General features: G+C 70.0%; 14 protein-coding genes. 4 read left to right on the top strand and 10 right to left on the bottom strand.

The window, feature by feature from the left end; genetic code table 11:
- Positions 1–14 precede the first annotated feature (14 nt).
- The 10 genes from ACFU53_RS18845 to ACFU53_RS18800 all read right to left on the bottom strand — a co-directional run bounded on the left by ACFU53_RS18845 (position 15) and on the right by ACFU53_RS18800 (position 12,607).
- The gene (locus ACFU53_RS18845) at positions 15–296 is read right to left on the bottom strand and encodes an HU family DNA-binding protein (RefSeq protein WP_005486790.1); all 282 of its coding nucleotides are present in this window, start codon (positions 294–296) and stop codon (positions 15–17) included.
- A gap of 310 nt (positions 297–606) precedes the next feature.
- Positions 607–2,019, bottom strand: coding sequence for an NAD-dependent malic enzyme (locus ACFU53_RS18840; protein ID WP_383993187.1), 1,413 nt, complete (start codon positions 2,017–2,019; stop codon positions 607–609).
- Positions 2,020–2,425: 406 nt separating this feature from the next.
- Complete coding sequence (locus ACFU53_RS18835; protein ID WP_383993184.1) at positions 2,426–4,732, bottom strand: HelD family protein; 2,307 nt, start codon at positions 4,730–4,732, stop codon at positions 2,426–2,428.
- Positions 4,733–4,836: 104 nt separating this feature from the next.
- The gene (locus ACFU53_RS18830; protein ID WP_383993181.1) at positions 4,837–5,625 is read right to left on the bottom strand and encodes an anti-sigma factor family protein; all 789 of its coding nucleotides are present in this window, start codon (positions 5,623–5,625) and stop codon (positions 4,837–4,839) included.
- A gap of 29 nt (positions 5,626–5,654) precedes the next feature.
- Complete coding sequence (locus ACFU53_RS18825) at positions 5,655–6,230, bottom strand: sigma-70 family RNA polymerase sigma factor (RefSeq protein WP_013003188.1); 576 nt, start codon at positions 6,228–6,230, stop codon at positions 5,655–5,657.
- A 329-nt stretch (positions 6,231–6,559) separates the two neighbouring features.
- A complete protein-coding gene (locus ACFU53_RS18820; RefSeq protein WP_383993179.1) occupies positions 6,560–7,138 on the bottom strand; it encodes a CGNR zinc finger domain-containing protein in 579 nt (192 codons plus the stop codon).
- A gap of 345 nt (positions 7,139–7,483) precedes the next feature.
- Positions 7,484–8,638, bottom strand: a complete 1,155-nt coding sequence (locus ACFU53_RS18815; protein ID WP_383993177.1) for a uroporphyrinogen-III synthase — start codon at positions 8,636–8,638, stop codon at positions 7,484–7,486.
- Between the two features lie 231 nt (positions 8,639–8,869).
- On the bottom strand, positions 8,870–10,252 hold the full coding sequence (locus ACFU53_RS18810) for a nitrate/nitrite transporter (protein WP_383993174.1): 1,383 nt from the start codon (positions 10,250–10,252) through the stop codon (positions 8,870–8,872).
- A gap of 180 nt (positions 10,253–10,432) precedes the next feature.
- Positions 10,433–11,821 carry a serine hydrolase domain-containing protein gene (locus ACFU53_RS18805; RefSeq protein ID WP_383993171.1) on the bottom strand — a complete coding sequence of 463 codons (1,389 nt, stop codon included), beginning with the start codon at positions 11,819–11,821 and terminating at the stop codon, positions 10,433–10,435.
- Positions 11,822–12,142: 321 nt separating this feature from the next.
- Positions 12,143–12,607 (bottom strand): helix-turn-helix domain-containing protein, encoded by a 465-nt coding sequence (locus ACFU53_RS18800; RefSeq protein ID WP_383993168.1) that lies wholly within the window; start codon positions 12,605–12,607, stop codon positions 12,143–12,145.
- 358 nt (positions 12,608–12,965) lie between these two features.
- On the opposite strand from ACFU53_RS18800, the gene ACFU53_RS18795 reads away from it, so the two are divergent.
- The 4 genes from ACFU53_RS18795 (at position 12,966) to ACFU53_RS18780 (ending at position 15,295) form a co-directional block, all read left to right on the top strand.
- Positions 12,966–13,724, top strand: coding sequence for a hypothetical protein (locus ACFU53_RS18795; RefSeq protein ID WP_383993165.1), 759 nt, complete (start codon positions 12,966–12,968; stop codon positions 13,722–13,724).
- Positions 13,724–13,942 (top strand): hypothetical protein, encoded by a 219-nt coding sequence (locus tag ACFU53_RS18790; RefSeq protein ID WP_383993162.1) that lies wholly within the window; start codon positions 13,724–13,726, stop codon positions 13,940–13,942. Before ACFU53_RS18795 ends, ACFU53_RS18790 begins: the two co-directional genes overlap by 1 nt.
- A 214-nt stretch (positions 13,943–14,156) precedes the next feature.
- The gene (locus ACFU53_RS18785) at positions 14,157–14,564 is read left to right on the top strand and encodes a hypothetical protein (RefSeq protein WP_383993159.1); all 408 of its coding nucleotides are present in this window, start codon (positions 14,157–14,159) and stop codon (positions 14,562–14,564) included.
- Between the two features lie 152 nt (positions 14,565–14,716).
- The gene (locus ACFU53_RS18780; protein ID WP_383993158.1) at positions 14,717–15,295 is read left to right on the top strand and encodes a phage tail protein; all 579 of its coding nucleotides are present in this window, start codon (positions 14,717–14,719) and stop codon (positions 15,293–15,295) included.
- The last annotated feature ends 2 nt before the right edge of the window (positions 15,296–15,297 follow it).

Raw genomic sequence — 15,297 nt, 5'->3', positions numbered from 1 at the left:
TACGGGCGGCGGCGTCACTTGCCCTTGGCCGCTTCCTTGAGCTTGCTGCCCGCGGAGACCTTCACGCTGTAGCCGGCCGGGATCTGGATCGGGTCGCCGGTCTGCGGGTTGCGAGCGGTGCGAGCGGCCCGGTGGGTGCGCTCGAAGGTCAGGAAGCCGGGGATGGTGACCTTCTCGTCGCCCTTGGCGACGATGTCGCCGACGACCTCGGCGAACGCGGCCAGCACGGCGTCGGCGTCCTTGCGGGTCACCTCGGCGCGGTCGGCCAGCGCGGCCACCAGCTCACTGCGGTTCATGTTGTTACTCCCGTGTTCTTCTTGCCGTTGAGGCGGACCCGGGTCCGTCGTCAGACCCTCGCGCCCAGAAACGCATCCTGCACTCACCTGCGGCGGGAAAGCCAATCCGGCACCCCTGGGAGTCACACGAACACCCTTGGGAGTCACACGGAAAGCGCCACCATCGCCACGGTGGCGCGGCGTCCGCCCGCGGAGCGGACCGCAGGGCCCGGCAGGCCTGAGCTTGGCCGCCACACTAAAGGGCGGCAGAAGCCGTCCGGCCCCGCGACGCGCCGGTGACGCGGCGCCGTGGCAACCGTCACAGCGGGGCTCAGACCGACGCCGCCGCCTTCGCGGCCTCGCGCACCGCCCCGGCGACCGCGCCCGCGACCTTGTCGTTGAAGACGCTCGGGATGATGTAGTTCGCGTTCAGCTCGTCCTCGGTGACGACGTCCGCGAGAGCGGTCGCCGCGGCGAGCATCATCTCCGTGTTGACGGTGCGGGACTGGGCGTCGAGGAGACCGCGGAAGACACCGGGGAAGACCAGCACGTTGTTGATCTGGTTCGGGAAGTCGGAGCGGCCGGTGGCCACGACGGCCGCCGTCTGCCGGGCGATCGCGGGGTCGACCTCGGGGTCCGGGTTCGCGAGCGCGAACACGATCGCGTCGTCGGCCATGGCAGCCACGTCGTCGCCGTCGAGGACGTTCGGGGCCGAGACGCCGATGAACACGTCGGCGCCGCGCACGGCCTCCTTGAGCGTGCCCGTGAGGCCCTCGGGGTTGGTGTTGTCGGCGATCCAGCGCAGCGGCGAGTCGGTGGCGGCGTCGACGAGGTCGGCGCGGTCGCAGTGCACGACACCGTGGATGTCGGCCACGACGGCGTTCTTCACCCCGGCGGCGATGAGCAGCTTGAGGATGGCCGTACCGGCCGCGCCGGCGCCCGACATGACGACGCGGATGTCCCCGATCGCCTTGCCGGCGACGCGAAGTGCGTTCGTCAGGGCGGCGAGGACGACGATCGCGGTGCCGTGCTGGTCGTCGTGGAAGACGGGGATGTCGAGGGCCTCGCGCAGGCGGGCCTCGATCTCGAAGCAGCGGGGCGCGGAGATGTCCTCCAGGTTGATGCCCGCGAAGCCGGGGGCGATGGCCTTGACGATCTCGACGATCGCGTCGGTGTCCTGGGTGTCCAGGCAGAGCGGCCAGGCGTCGATGCCGGCGAACCGCTTGAAGAGGGCCGCCTTGCCCTCCATGACGGGCAGCGCGGCCTTGGGGCCGATGTTGCCGAGGCCCAGCACGGCGGAGCCGTCCGTCACGACCGCAACGGAGTTGCGCTTGATGGTGAGGCGACGGGCGTCCTCGGGGTTCTCGGCGATCGCCATGCAGACGCGGGCCACGCCCGGCGTGTAGATCATCGAGAGGTCGTCACGGTTGCGGATGGGGTGCTTGGACTGCATCTCGATCTTGCCGCCGAGGTGCATCAGGAACGTACGGTCGGAGACCTTGCCGAGCGTGACGCCCTCGATGTGGCGCAGCTGCTCGACGATCTCGTCGGCGTGGGCCGTGGAGGTCGCGGCGATGGTGACGTCGATGCGGAGCTTCTCGTGGCCGGAGGCGGTCACGTCGAGGCCGGTCACCGAGCCTCCGTGGGACTCGACGGCTCCGGTGAGCTGGGAGACCGCGGTTCCGCTCGCGGGCACCTCCAGCCGGACCGTCATCGAGTAGGAGACGCTGGGCGCCGTTGCCATGGCCGACTTCCTCTGCTTTCGCTGCTACTGCGTTTGCTGCGTTTTGCGGTCCGATCGTCGCACCTACCGCCGAGTAGGCGTTAGCCGTCCGGAGTTGCGAACGTTTTGTTCTCAACGAGAAGAGGTCCACGTCACATTCGACGTGGACCTCTCCCGTGTTCAGTGGCACCGACCCGCCATGCTCGCCTCGCGGCAAGTGGTCGCTCTGAGCGACGAAGGTTGGGCCCGGGGGCTTGGATCGAGCCGGTGCCACACCCAGGCTAACAAACAGATCCCGTAAGGCCATTCCGTACGGGAGTTGTTTTCGGGGCACCTTCGAACTCGGGGGGTCGGGGTGGTTCGGCGGGTGCGGGTGGCGTGTGGTTGCTCGCGCCACCCGCCACCCGCAGCCGACCGACTCTCCGGGTCAGTCCCTCAACAGGTCGGGTACACCCGTCTCGTCCGGCTCGTCCCGCTCCCCCGACACCAGGGTCAGCTGCTGGGTCGCCCGGGTGAGGGCGACGTACAGCACCCTCAGCCCCGCCGGGGACTCGTCGGCGATCTCCGCCGGTGAGACGACCACCGTCGCGTCGTACTCCAGGCCCTTGGCCTCCAGGCTGCCGAGAGCCACGACACGGTCTCCGAGCCCGGCCAGCCACCGGCGGGCCTCCTCGCGGCGGTTCATCGCGACGACGACGCCGACGGTGCCGTCGACGAGGTCCAGGAGGCGGGCGGCCTCCGAGCGGACCGTGCGGGAGAGGGTGTCGCGGGCGGCGGCGACGAAGCGGGGCTCGACGCCGGTGGAACGGACCGCCGAGGGGGACTCGGAGCCCGGCATGGCCAGCGCCAGCACCTTCGCCGCCAGTGCGGCGATCTCGGCGGGGTTGCGGTAGTTGACGGTGAGGGTGAAGCGGCGGCGGGGGCGGGTGCCCAGGGCCTCGTCGCGGGCCTCGGCCGCCTCGTCCGGGTCGGACCAGGACGACTGGGCGGGGTCCCCCACGACCGTCCAGGTCGCGTGTCGGCCGCGACGGCCCACCATCCGCCACTGCATCGGGGTCAGGTCCTGCGCCTCGTCGACGATGACGTGCGCGTACTCGGTCCGCTCCTGCGCCAGCCGCTCGGCCCGCTCCCGCTGGGTCTCCTCGCGTACGGGCATCAGCTCCTCCAGGCCCGTGAGCTGGTCCAGCGGGTCGAGGTCGCGCCTCTTCCTGGGGCGGGCCGGGAGGCCGAGGACGGCCTGGAGTTCGTCCAGCACGGCGACGTCGTGGACCGAGAGGCCCTCCCGTTTCAGGGAACGGGCGACACGGCGGACCTCACCCGGGTTGAGGATGCGCCGGGCCCAGCGGCCGAGGCAGCGCTCGTCGGCCATGGCCGCCAGCACTCCGCGCGGCGTCAGCTCGGGCCACCAGGCGTCGAGGAAGGCGATGAAGTCGTCCTCGCTCGTGATGTCCTCGTCGAAGGAGGAACGCAGCTCCGCGGCCAGCTCCGGGTCGCTGTGACGGCCGGCCGCCCCCGACCGGGCCCACAGGGCGTCGAGGAGGAGCTTTCGGGCGCGGGGGCGCAGGAGGTTGACGGGGGCCGTGCCGCCGAGCGCGTTGCGGCGGATGCGGTCGAGTTCGGGGGCCTCCAGTTCGAGGCGGCGGCCGAAGGCGACGACCCGGAGGCGGGTGGGCGCCTCACTCGACTCCAGCGCGCCCCGGGCGGCCTTCCGCAGCACCTTGAGCATGCGGTACGAGCCCTTGGCCCGGGCCACGGCCGGGGAGTCGTACAGCGTGGCCTCTACGCCGCCCGTGTCCTCGGCCAGTGAGCCGATCGCGCGGATGGCGACCTGGCCCTCCTCACCGAGGGACGGCAGGACTCCCTCGGTGTACGCCACCAGCAGCGGGGTCGGGGAGACGATCAGGATGCCGCCCGCGTACCGGCGCCGGTCCTGGTAGAGGAGGTAGGCGGCCCGGTGCAGGGCGACGGCCGTCTTGCCCGTGCCCGGGCCGCCCTCGACGTACGTCACCGAGGCGGCGGGGGCACGGATGACCATGTCCTGTTCGGCCTGGATGGAGGCGACGATGTCGCGCATGGTGTGGCTGCGGGCCTGGCCGAGGGCGGCCATGAGGGCGCCGTCGCCGATGACGGACAGTTCGCCGCCGTCGAGGAAGGCTTTCAGCTCGGGGCGCATCAGGTCGTCCTCGACGCCGAGCACCTGGCGGCCCTTGGAGCGGATGACCCGGCGGCGTACGACCCGGCCCGGGTCGACCGGGGTCGACCGGTAGAAGGGAGCGGCCGCCGGGGCCCGCCAGTCGATGACCAGTGGCGCGTACTCCGAGTCCAGGACGCCGATGCGGCCGATGTGGAGGGTCTCGGCGATGTCGGCGGTGCTGTCGGGGCGGACGGCGCCCTCCGCCGGCTCGAGGGCGGTGTACGCGCCGTCCGGGCCCTTCTTGCCGTCCTTGCCGAGGAGCAGGTCGATACGGCCGAAGAGGAAGTCCTCGAACTCGTTGTTCAGGCGATTCAGATGGACGCCTGCGCGGAAGACCTGGGCGTCCCGCTCGGCGAGCGCGCCTGGAGTGCCGACCTGACCACGCTGGGCCGCGTCGTTCATCAGGAACTCGGCCTCATGGATCTTCTCCTCGAGGCGCCGGTACACCCGGTCCAGATGTTCCTGTTCGACGCCGATCTCCTTCTCACGCACCGAGTCGTGAGCGGAGTCGAGCGTTTCCTGCTGAACCTGAGCGGCCACCCGGGCCCCCTTCTGACGTGCTGGGCAGCCGTCTACCGTACGCGAAAAGGACCCCGACAGGCTATGCGCCCGACCGGGGTCCGTTCACCACTCGCCTCGACGTGTCATGCCTTGACCGAAACGAGCTTCTTCCCGCTGAAGGTCAGGACCTCGAAGTGATCGATCTGGTCCGGGGTGAAGGCGGCGCCGCCGTGGACGTAGAGCGGGTTCCTGGCCTGCTCCGTCTTGGCGTTCTTGATGCCGTAGCCCCACTCCGGGACGGACCAGGAGGTGACGGTCTCGCGCTCGCCGTTCTTGCCGACGGCGATGAGCGAGCACTTCTCCGGGCCCTTGACGTTCTTCAGCTCCAGGACCGCGTGCGTGCCCCAGGCCTTGGACTCCGTGCCGACCGTGGCGGTGACCGCGGTGGACGCGTCGGTGGACGAGACCTTGTCCTTGGCCTCCATGTGCATGAAGGAATCCTGCGCCGGACTGGAGAGCACGTTGTTCTGTGGGTCCTCGTCGCCGCCGCCCGTCGTCGCGAACACCGCGGTCGGGCCGCCGACGATCAGGGCGACACCGGCCGCCAGCATGAAGAAGTTGCGTCGGCTCTTCTTCGCGCGGTGCTGGACGACCTCGCCGACCAGTCGGTCCGCGAGTCCGGTGGTCGGTTTCGCGGACAGGGACTCGCCGATCGCCGGTGTGCCCTGGGCTGCGGGCAGGTCCGCGAGCGCGGCCAGCATCGGTTCCATACCGGCCAGCTCGTCGAGCTGCTGGCCGCACCACTCGCACGTGGCGAGATGCATCTCGAACTGGGTGGCCTCGGCGTCGTCCAGTATCCCGAGGGCGTACGCGCCGACGGTTTCATGGACGTTGTCACCGGAACCTTGGGCTCCTTGTACAGACCCGGGCATTCCCGGTCCATACCCCCCGTAGATGTTGCTCATGCCGTCACCCCGCGCTCCTCTAGAGCCAGCTTCATCGACCGCAGGGCGTAGAACACCCGGGAGCGAACGGTGCCACTGGGGATGCCAAGCGTCTCGGCCGCCTCATTGACCGTACGCCCTTTGAAATAGGTTTCGACCAGGACTTCCCTGTGGGCAGGGGTCAGGTCGTCCAGCGCGTCCGACAGTGTCATCAGCCACAACGCCTTGTCGATCTCGTCCTCCGCGGGGATGACCTCCAGCGGCGACGGGTCGACCTCTTGCGGCCGGGCCTGCCGGCTGCGGTGGCCGTCGATGACGATGCGGCGTGCGACCGTCACCAGCCAGGGGCGTACCGATCCGGTCGCTCGATTGAGCTGACCGGCGTTCTTCCAGGCCCGGATGAGAGTTTCCTGCACAACGTCCTCGGCGCGTTGGCGGTCGCCCGCGACCAGACGCAGCACGTACGCGAGCAAGGGTCCAGCGTGCTCGCGGTACAGCGCGCGCATCAGCTCCTCGTCTGGCTCTGAGGGCTGTGATGCGCGATGTCGTGCCCTGTGCGGGCGTTCATCGGCCACAGCAGAATCCTTGCGCACGGCTACCTCCGGTGTCCGGGGGTTCCCCCAGTCGGTCGCTCACATCGGGATACGTAGGTAATCAGTTGTGTGTTCAGAGTTGAGCCACAACTTTCTCGATTCAACTCGGTGCGGGTGGGGCAACTGGGGGACAAGTGTGTCCATATCCGTTGTTAAACCGGCACGTATGGACGGGAATCGTGAAGACACCCAAGTCATGATGTGAAAAACAGCACTGCTGCTTCTTTACGGGGACATGGGGTTTGACCAACTGGCGCGCCGGGTAAGGCGGATGGGCAATTCCGCGCCAACAGGAGGAAGTAGGGCGCGAGCGGCGTGCGTTGAGGCGGCTAGGCGCGGGCCAGGGCCGCTCGGCGGCGGTGGCGGGCCACGCGTTCGCGGTTGCCGCAGATCTCGCTGGAGCACCAGCGGCGGCGCCGGCCGCGGGACGTGTCGACGTACACGATGGGGCAGTTGTCGCCCGCGCACTGCCGCAGGCCCGCGCAGGCCACCGGGTCGGTGAGCAGCTCCACGGTGTCGCGGGCGATCAGGGCGAGCAGGGCCGCGCAGTCGGGGGTCCGGTCCAGGGCACGGGCGAGGACGCCGTCGTCCGTGCGGACGGCCCGGGGGGCCGGGGTGGCCGCGCAGGCCAGTTCGTTGACCCTCGCCAGGGAGATGTCGAAGGGGCGGGAGTCGGGCTTGCGGTCCGGTTCGCCGCGGACCAACTGGCCGATATGTCCGCGCAGTTCTCGGAAGCCGACGAGCCAGGGCGGGGCGATGTGGTCGAGGGGGGTGCCCTCGGGGACCAGGCCGGCCGCGGTGATCCAGGTGCGCAGTCTGTCCGCCGAGTCGAGTTGTTCCTCGGGGTGGGTGGTCGCGAGGAAGTCCAGGCAGAGGTGGCCGCAGTCGAAGCGGGGGTCTTGTGCCATGTGCCTGTCACCGCCTTGGGTGCCGACTGGCAGGGGCGCGCCTTTAGGGGTACGTACCCCCTACAGTGCCTGGCCGCACCCTGTGCTGGAACCCTCTGGGGTCCGGCCGGATGTGCTCGCCCCCGCCGCCCCCTACCCGACCCGTCCCGTCCCCCAGGGGCTGTGTCCCTTCGACCCCCGGCCGTGGGTTCGTCGTGGTTGCTCGCGCAGTTCCCCGCGCCCCTGAAGGACGACGGCCTGCGGGCCGAAAAGCGCGGGGCGCAGCCCCTGCTTTTCAGTGGCGCGGGGAACTGCGCGGCCAGCCCCCACCGGCCCGCAGCCGAACAAGACGCCGCACCCTCCCCCTCACGCGTCGTACTTCGTGTCCGCCGCCGGGTCCAGCGCCAGGCGGTAGCCGCGTTTGACCACCGTCTGGATCAGTTTCGGGGCGCCGAGGGCCGTGCGGAGGCGGGCCATGGCTGTTTCCACCGCGTGTTCGTCGCGGCCGGCACCGGGGAGGGCTCGGAGGAGGTCCGAGCGGGGGACGACCCAGCCCGGCCTGCGACAGAGCGCGCGCAGCAACGACATGCCGGCCGGGGGGACGGGGCGGAGGGCGCCGTCGACCAGGACCGCGTGGCCGCGGATCTCCACGCGGTGGCCGGCGATGGGCAGGGTGCGGGCGCGGCCGGGGAGTTCCTGGCAGAGGAGCTGGACGAGGGGGCCTAGACGGAAACGCTCGGGCTGGACCGTGTCCACGCCGTGGGCCTGGAGGGGGAGGGCCGTCACCGGGCCCACGCAGGCGGGGAGGACGTCGTGGTTCAGGGCGTTCAGCAGCTCCGGGAGCAGGCCCCGGCCTTCGGCACGGGAGAGCAGGGACGCCGCCGCCGGGGCGCTGGTGAAGGTGAGGGCGTCGAGGCCGCGGCCGACCGTCGAGTCGAGGAGGCGGTCCACGGGGGTGATGTCCTCGGGGGGCATCCAGCGGTAGACGGGGACGCCCACGACCTCCGCTCCGGCGGCGCGCAGGGACTCCACGAAGCCGGGGAGCGGTTCGCCGTGCAACTGGATGGCGATACGGCTTCCTTCGACACCCTGCTCCAGCAGCCGGTCGAGCACTTCGGCCATCGATTCGGAGGAGGGGGACCACTCCTCGGTGAGGCCTGCGGCCCGGATCGCACCCTTCACCTTCGGTCCGCGTGCCAGGACTTCGACGCCCCGCAGCCGGTCCAGGAGTGCCTCGCCCAGGCCCCAGCCGTCCGCCGCCTCGACCCAGCCGCGGAAACCGATGGCCGTCGTCGCCACCACGATGTCGGGCGCCTGGTCGAGCAGGTCCTTGGTCGCGGCGAGCAGCTCGCTGTCGTCGGCGAGCTGCACGATACGCAGGGCGGGAGCGTGGATGACCGCGGCTCCGCGGCGCTGGAGGAGTGTCCCGAGTTCGTCGGCCCGGCGGGCGGCCGTGACCCCCACGGTGAACCCCGCGAGCGGCCCGTGTTCCGGCTGCGCTGTCCGATCCATCCGATCCATCAGATGCGTCCTGTCTGGTCGATCGGCTCGATCTGATCGCTCGGGTCGCTGCTGTTCGTCGTACATGGCTCTCGTCCCGCAGTCGAGTTCGTTGCACTCAGTCGATGCTCTCGGGCGATGCACCGATTGGTGCGCCTCCCATGCCGAACGAGCCTGTCAACGGTGCGTGACAGGCTCGGTTCGGGTGGATGTCGCTGGTGTTACGTCACGCGTGTCACCGCATGGGCGATGTCACACCTCGACGTAGCTGAGCTGCGGCTTCGACTCCGTCGTGGTCGTCGTCGCAGAGGCGTTCGAGGCCGGGCGGCGAAGGTATACGGCCCAGGTCACCACGAAGCAGAGCCCGTAGAAGGCGAGGAAGGTGACGAAGGCGCCGGTGCCGGAGCCGACCGTGAGGAAGGACTGCCGGAAGGCCAGGTTGATGCCGAGGCCGCCGAGCGCACCCACCGCGCCGATGATGCCCATGGAGGCACCGGAGAGGCGGCGTCCGTAGGCCGCGGCCTCCTCGCCCTCCAGTCCCTTGGCGAGGGCCTTGGCCTGGAAGATGCCCGGGATCATCTTGAAGGTGGAGCCGTTGCCGAGGCCGCTGAGGACGAAGAGCACGATGAACGCGGTGGTGAACAGCGGCAGCGACTTCTGCATGGAGGCGATGACGATGACGGTGGTGGCGGCGGCCATGCCGACGTAGTTCCACAGGGTGATCTTGGCGCCGCCGTACTTGTCGGCGAGCGCGCCGCCCACCGGCCGGATCAGCGAGCCGAGCAGGGGGCCGATGAAGGTGACGTACGCGGACTCCAGGGGCGTACGGCCGAACTGGGTCTGCAGGACGAGGCCGAAGGCGAAGCTGTAGCCGATGAAGGAACCGAAGGTGCCGATGTAGAGGAAGGACATGATCCAGGTGTGGGCCTCCTTAACGGAGTCCTTGGCGGCACCGGTGTCGTTCTTCACGGACGAGATGTTGTCCATGTAGACCGCGGCGAGGACGGCGGCGATGACGATGAAGGGGATGTAGATCCCGAGCAGCACGCGCGGACCGCCGCTGGCCCCGATGACGGCGAGACCGATGAGCTGAACGACCGGGACACCGATGTTGCCGCCGCCCGCGTTGAGGCCGAGCGCCCAGCCCTTCTTCCGCAGCGGGAAGAAGGCGTTGATGTTGGTCATGGAGGAGGCGAAGTTGCCGCCGCCGATGCCGGCGAGCATCGCGCAGATCAGGAACGTGTTGAACGACGTCCCCGGCTCCATCACGACGAAGGCCGCGACGGTCGGGATGAGCAGCAGGCTCGCGGAGACGATCGTCCAGTTGCGTCCGCCGAAGATCGCCACCGAGAAGGTGTACGGGATGCGGACGATGGCGCCGACCAGCGTGGCCATCGAGACGATGAAGAACTTGTCGGCCGGGGTGAGCCCGTATTCGGGGCCCATGAACAGCACCATCACCGACCAGACGGTCCAGATGGAGAAGCCGATGTGCTCCGAGAGCACCGAGAAGATGAGGTTGCGGCGGGCGACCTTCTCGCCGGTCTCGTTCCAGAAGGCCTCGTTCTCCGGATCCCAGTGCTCGATCCAGCGGCCTCCCCTGCTTGCAGCGGGGGCAGTACTCGGGGCTGTCATGACGCCTCCACGGTTCTCCGGCTCGGGTGTTGCGATGCGGTGATGAGGGGTGATGAGTCCCGAAGGTAGGGAGAGCGCGTTTCCTGCCTGTGGCACCGAGTGACCGGAAAGGAACTTTGCTCTCACGAGCGCGCGGCCCGGTCGGTGAGGAATCGGTGAGCAGAGCGTCATACCGTGCGGTCACGCCACCTTGGGCGCGGCCCGCATGCCAATGTAGGCGCACCGCGTGCCGTCGCTCAGCGTGGCGAAGACCACAGGCATCCAGTCCTCCGCGAACGAGGCGCCGCCGCCCGACCCGGCGAAGACCGTGTCCGACAGGGGGACGAGCTCCATCTCCAGGTCCGGCGAGTAGCCCACCATGCCGTCGACGAAGGCGTAGGTGAGGTGCGGTGTGCCGTTCCTCTCGCCGATCGTGATGACGACGCCCTCCCTCTTGTACGTACCGGTCCAGGGCGTGATGTCGACGGCGGGCGGCCGCTCGGCGGGGGCGAACGGCGCGGGCATCGTGATCCCGGCCAGCTCTGCCATCAGCTCGCGCAGCAGGTCGGCGTAGAGGAGGCGCGAGGAGCCGCCGTTGGTGAGCAGCGCGACGGCGACACCCTCGGTCGGCACCACCCGGAGGAAGGCGTACTGCCCGGTCGCGGCACCATCGTGCCCGTACCCCGGGACGCCGTCCCAGTCGTACAGCGTCCAGCCGAGGCCCCAGCCGTCGGCGCTGACCGTCCACTTGTCGGGTACGTCGGTCTCGCGGGCCCGCATGGCCGTCACGGTCTCGGGGCGGAGGATCTGGCCCCCGCCGTCGAGGTGGGCCTTCGCGTACCGGACCACGTCGCCGGCGGTGGCGAGCACCCGGGCGCCCGGTCCGGCCGCGCGCGGCATCAGGTCCCAGGCCGGGGCCGGGACCTGCGTCCCGTCCTCCCCCGCCATGTGCCCCATGGCCGCGCGGAACGGCAGCGCCTCCTCCGGCAGCGTCATCGTGTGCGCCAGCCCGAGCGGCGCCAACACCCGCTCCCTGAGCGCCTGGTCCCAGGTCAGGCCGGTCAGCACCTCGACGATCCGGCCGAGTACGACGTATCCGATCCCGCTGTACGACACCGCCGTACCCGGCGGGCAGTCCATCGCCACGCCCTTCGCGGCCTCGACGTACTTGGCGATCGCGTCGTCACCACGCCCCGTGTCGATATGGAAGTCGCAGGTCAGGCCGCTGGTGTGGGACAGCAGCATGCGGGGCGTGATGACCTCGGTGGCCGCCGGGTCGACGGTCGCGAACTCCGGCAGCACCTTCACCACCGGAACGTCCAGGTCGAGTTCGCCGGACTCCACCAGTTGCATGACGAGGGCGGCCGTGTAGACCTTCGCGATCGAGCCGAGCTGGAAGACGGAGTCCGTGGTGGCCTCGACGCCGGTCGCCCTGCTCAGCACACCGCTCGCCAGCTCGTGGACCTCACCGTCGACGAGGAAGGCGAGGGTCGCGCCGGGGACGTCGTGGGCGGCGCGGAGGGCGTCGAGGCGGTGCTGCCAGTGGGCGAGGTCGAGGGTGCGGGCGGGGGTGGGGGTGGTCTGCGACATGGCTTGTCCCTTCGAGGGGCGGGCGATTCGGGCCCGCCGCACACTGTGCGGCGACAAGGAACACTGTACGCATTGCGAACAGTGTGCGCAAGGGCGTACGTCGTTTCGAGGAAGGACGCACGTCGTTTCGAGGTGGGCTTGGAGAGGCAGAAGCAGAAGCAGACCTGAGGCCGGCGCGGAAAAGGGCCGCCCACGGCGGATGCCATGGGCGGCCCTGGGTGCGGGGAGACGTCAGAGGCGGGTCGCCAGGCCGTCCAGGACCCGCTGGAGGTCGTGGTCGAAGTTGTCCTGGACCGGGCCGGGTCGGTCAGTTGCCGTCGGTCAGTTGCCCGCCTGGCCGTCCGCGCCCGCCTCCGGGATCGCCGGGCCGGTGGTGGTGCCGAGCCTGAGCTGTTCGGTGATCTGCACGAAGGCCGCCCGGAGGTGTTCCGGGATGCCGAGCGCGGTCGCCGCCTGCTCGGCGGAGAGCGCGTGGTCGCCGGGGACCGCGCCGGTCTCGGGTGGCGCCGAGGCCTGCGGCAGGTCCTGCTCGGTCAGCTTGCCCGATCGGATCAGGACATCCCGGACCGGGATGCCGAGCGCACGGGACAGGCCCCGCATCGTCTCCAGGTCAGGCATGCTCTGGCGTTGCAGCAGCCGGGTGATGGCCGCCCGGTGCACCCCCGCGTCCTCGGCGAGCTTGGTCTTGCCGCCGCCGCGCGGGCTGTCGATGTCGTACCCGCGCGCTCGCATCACGCCTTCTATCCAGGCTGCGAACTCGTTGATGTGTTCGGCATCGCTCTTCATGTGTGGACGCTCCCCTCGGCTACCCCCACCTTAACGGTCGTGCGCACGCGAACTATGCAGTTGCGCGCACGCACGAGTAAAGATTCAGTGAGGCCATTCGTCAATCCGGCCTTGTTCTGACCTCGATCCGCCCCGAACCGGCCTATGGCCGATTTTCGGCGCAACCCCATTCCGCTTGCCCGTGTGATCCTCGATCTCTGTTGCGCGCGAGATCGCAACATGTGAAGCTGTGTGCGGGCTCGCAACAACAGGAGACTCTCCTTTCCCCTCAGTTGCCGCCGCCCCAGCTCTTGGTTGCCGTCGATCGGCTCTTGCCGTCGAAGGGCTCCTGGTTGCCCTAGATCGGAGTGTGTCCACCATGACCTCAGTCCTCGCCGCCCAGCACACCGCCCGCGCCGCCCGCTGGATCGACATCCTGCGGCGCCAATTCCCCGAGCTGTTGCGCGAGTTGGCACCGGGCCGCCCGGGCGCCGGGACCCGTTCCCGCCCGCCACTGGGCCCCGCAGCGCTTCACGCCCTGGGCCGGCGGGACACCGCGGAGCGCGCCGAGGCCCTGCTCGGCGCGCAGCACGGTCTCGCCCCGCTGGGCACCAGCGCCGCCCCGATTCGCCTCCATGTCTCCGACGCCGTACGGGACATCACCGACGGGGTGGTCGAACTGGAGGAGGCGGTGTGGGAGAAACTCGGGCTAGGCCGGCCCCCGCGCGCGGACGTGCCACAGCGGCTGGGCCGGATCGTCGCCCTGCTCGACGGCGTCGCCGGGCATCCCGTACTCGCCCGGCACGTCCTCGACGAGAGCCGTCGGATGGCCCGCCGCTGCGGGCGTACGCTCGGCGACCCCGAGACCCTGGTGCGCGTCAACGGCCGTTGCCCGTGGTGCGATTCGGTCTCCCTGCGGGCCATGCCGGCCTGGCGCACGGTCCTGTGCGTCAACCCCGGGTGCCGTTGCACCGACGAGGAGTGCCCATGCGCGGACAACACCGCCCACCGGCACAGCTGGACGGAGACCGGCTGGGCGCAGCTCGCGGCGGAGGCAGGGGCCGACGCGGGCGAGATCGCCGCGCTGATCGACGGCGCGGACGAGTTCGAGGGTATGGCCGAGGCGGGGGCCGCCTGATGGGCAACTCCCTTGCCGGGCCGACCGGTTCATCGCACACGCTGGTGACCGGAGCGGCCGCCGCGGCGGAGGCGGGGGTGGCCCCCGCGACCGTACGGAAATGGGTTCAGCTGGGCCATCTGGAGGCCGCCGGACGGCAGGGGCGGACCCACCTCTTCCGGCTGGAGGACGTGTTCGCGGCCGAGCGGGCCACGCGGGGGCGGGTCCGACGCGGCTGAGAGGACGTCGGCAGAACCGATCTTCGTTGCCCCGTCACACCTCTGGGTGTGACGGGGCAACGTGCGTTTCGGGGCGTTCGGCAGGTGTGCGAAAAACAAATGTTGCGCGCGCGCTCGCAACGTGTCACAGTTGGTGCAGCGGCGGAGCTGTGCCCCAGGGGGCACGGCCCCGCCGTTTCGCATACCTCCGACACAAGAGAAGGGAGGTCTCACCGTGGCCGATCCGACGGTCACCTTCCCGGATGTCGAACGACTCGTCGTCGACTTCCTGACCGACCGCGCCGAACTCTCCACCGCGACCGTGGACAACGTTCCGCCCAGCGGGTTCGACGGCACCCAGCAGGTAGTCCTGGTCTCCCGCGCCGGCGGGGCCTGGGTGGACGACCTGCATCTGGACCAGCCGCTCGTGGACTTCGAGGTCTACGGGCCCACCAAGACGGCGGCGCACGCGCTGGCCCTGACGGTTCGTTCCGCGCTGATCGCGTTGCGGGGGACGTCGTACGGGACGGCGTACGTCGCGGATGTGGTCGAGGCCGACGGGCCCCGCTGGCTGCCGGACTGGAATCGGGCCGCCGCCAATCGCTACTACGCGACTGTCCGGCTGCACATTCGTCCCGCCTGAGTGCTCGGTCCGCCATGACGGTTCGCGAGTGCGGGCCGGGTGTGGCTGATCGCGCCCACGCGGCGGAGCCGCATATCAAACACAGCCTCGCGCCGCTGAAGGGGCGCGGCAAGCACAACCCCTCTGTATTCACCTCTCTGAAGGAGTTACGCATGGCAGGCAGCAACGCCAACGAGATCCGTGTCGCCGGTACCGGTCGCATCCTGGTCGCTCCGGTCGGGACGACCGTGCCGACCGATGTCACCTCCGCGTGGGCGGCCGACTGGAAGGACCTCGGCTACACCTCCCAGGACGGCATCAAGCTGGCGAAGAAGGACAAGCTCGACCCGGTCGAGACCTGGCAGTCCGTGTCCCCGGCCCGGTTCATCTACTCGGACCGCGACCTGACGGTGAAGTTCCAGCTGCTCCAGCTGAACGAGGACACCCTGCCGTTCTTCATGGGCGGTGACGCCGTCGCCGAGACCGCCGCCAACTCCGGCGTCTACAAGTACGACCTGGCCGCCGACCCGAAGTTCAACGAGAAGGCCCTGGGCATCGAGTTCAGCGACGGGACGGACATCACATACCGCTTCGTCGTCGCCCGCGGCCAGGTCACCGAGACCGAGGAGCTGTCGCTGACCCGCACCGCCTCCATCAAGCTCGGTGTCACCTTCACCGCGCTGGCCGTAGACAACACCAAGCCGCTGGCCACCTTCCTGATGAAGGACCCGGCGTACGGCACGGCCTCCTGAGC

The sequence above is a fragment of the Streptomyces sp. NPDC057474 genome (genome assembly GCF_042802555.1).
Taxonomy (GTDB): domain Bacteria; phylum Actinomycetota; class Actinomycetes; order Streptomycetales; family Streptomycetaceae; genus Streptomyces.
This window is presented reverse-complemented; position numbering and strand designations above follow the sequence as displayed.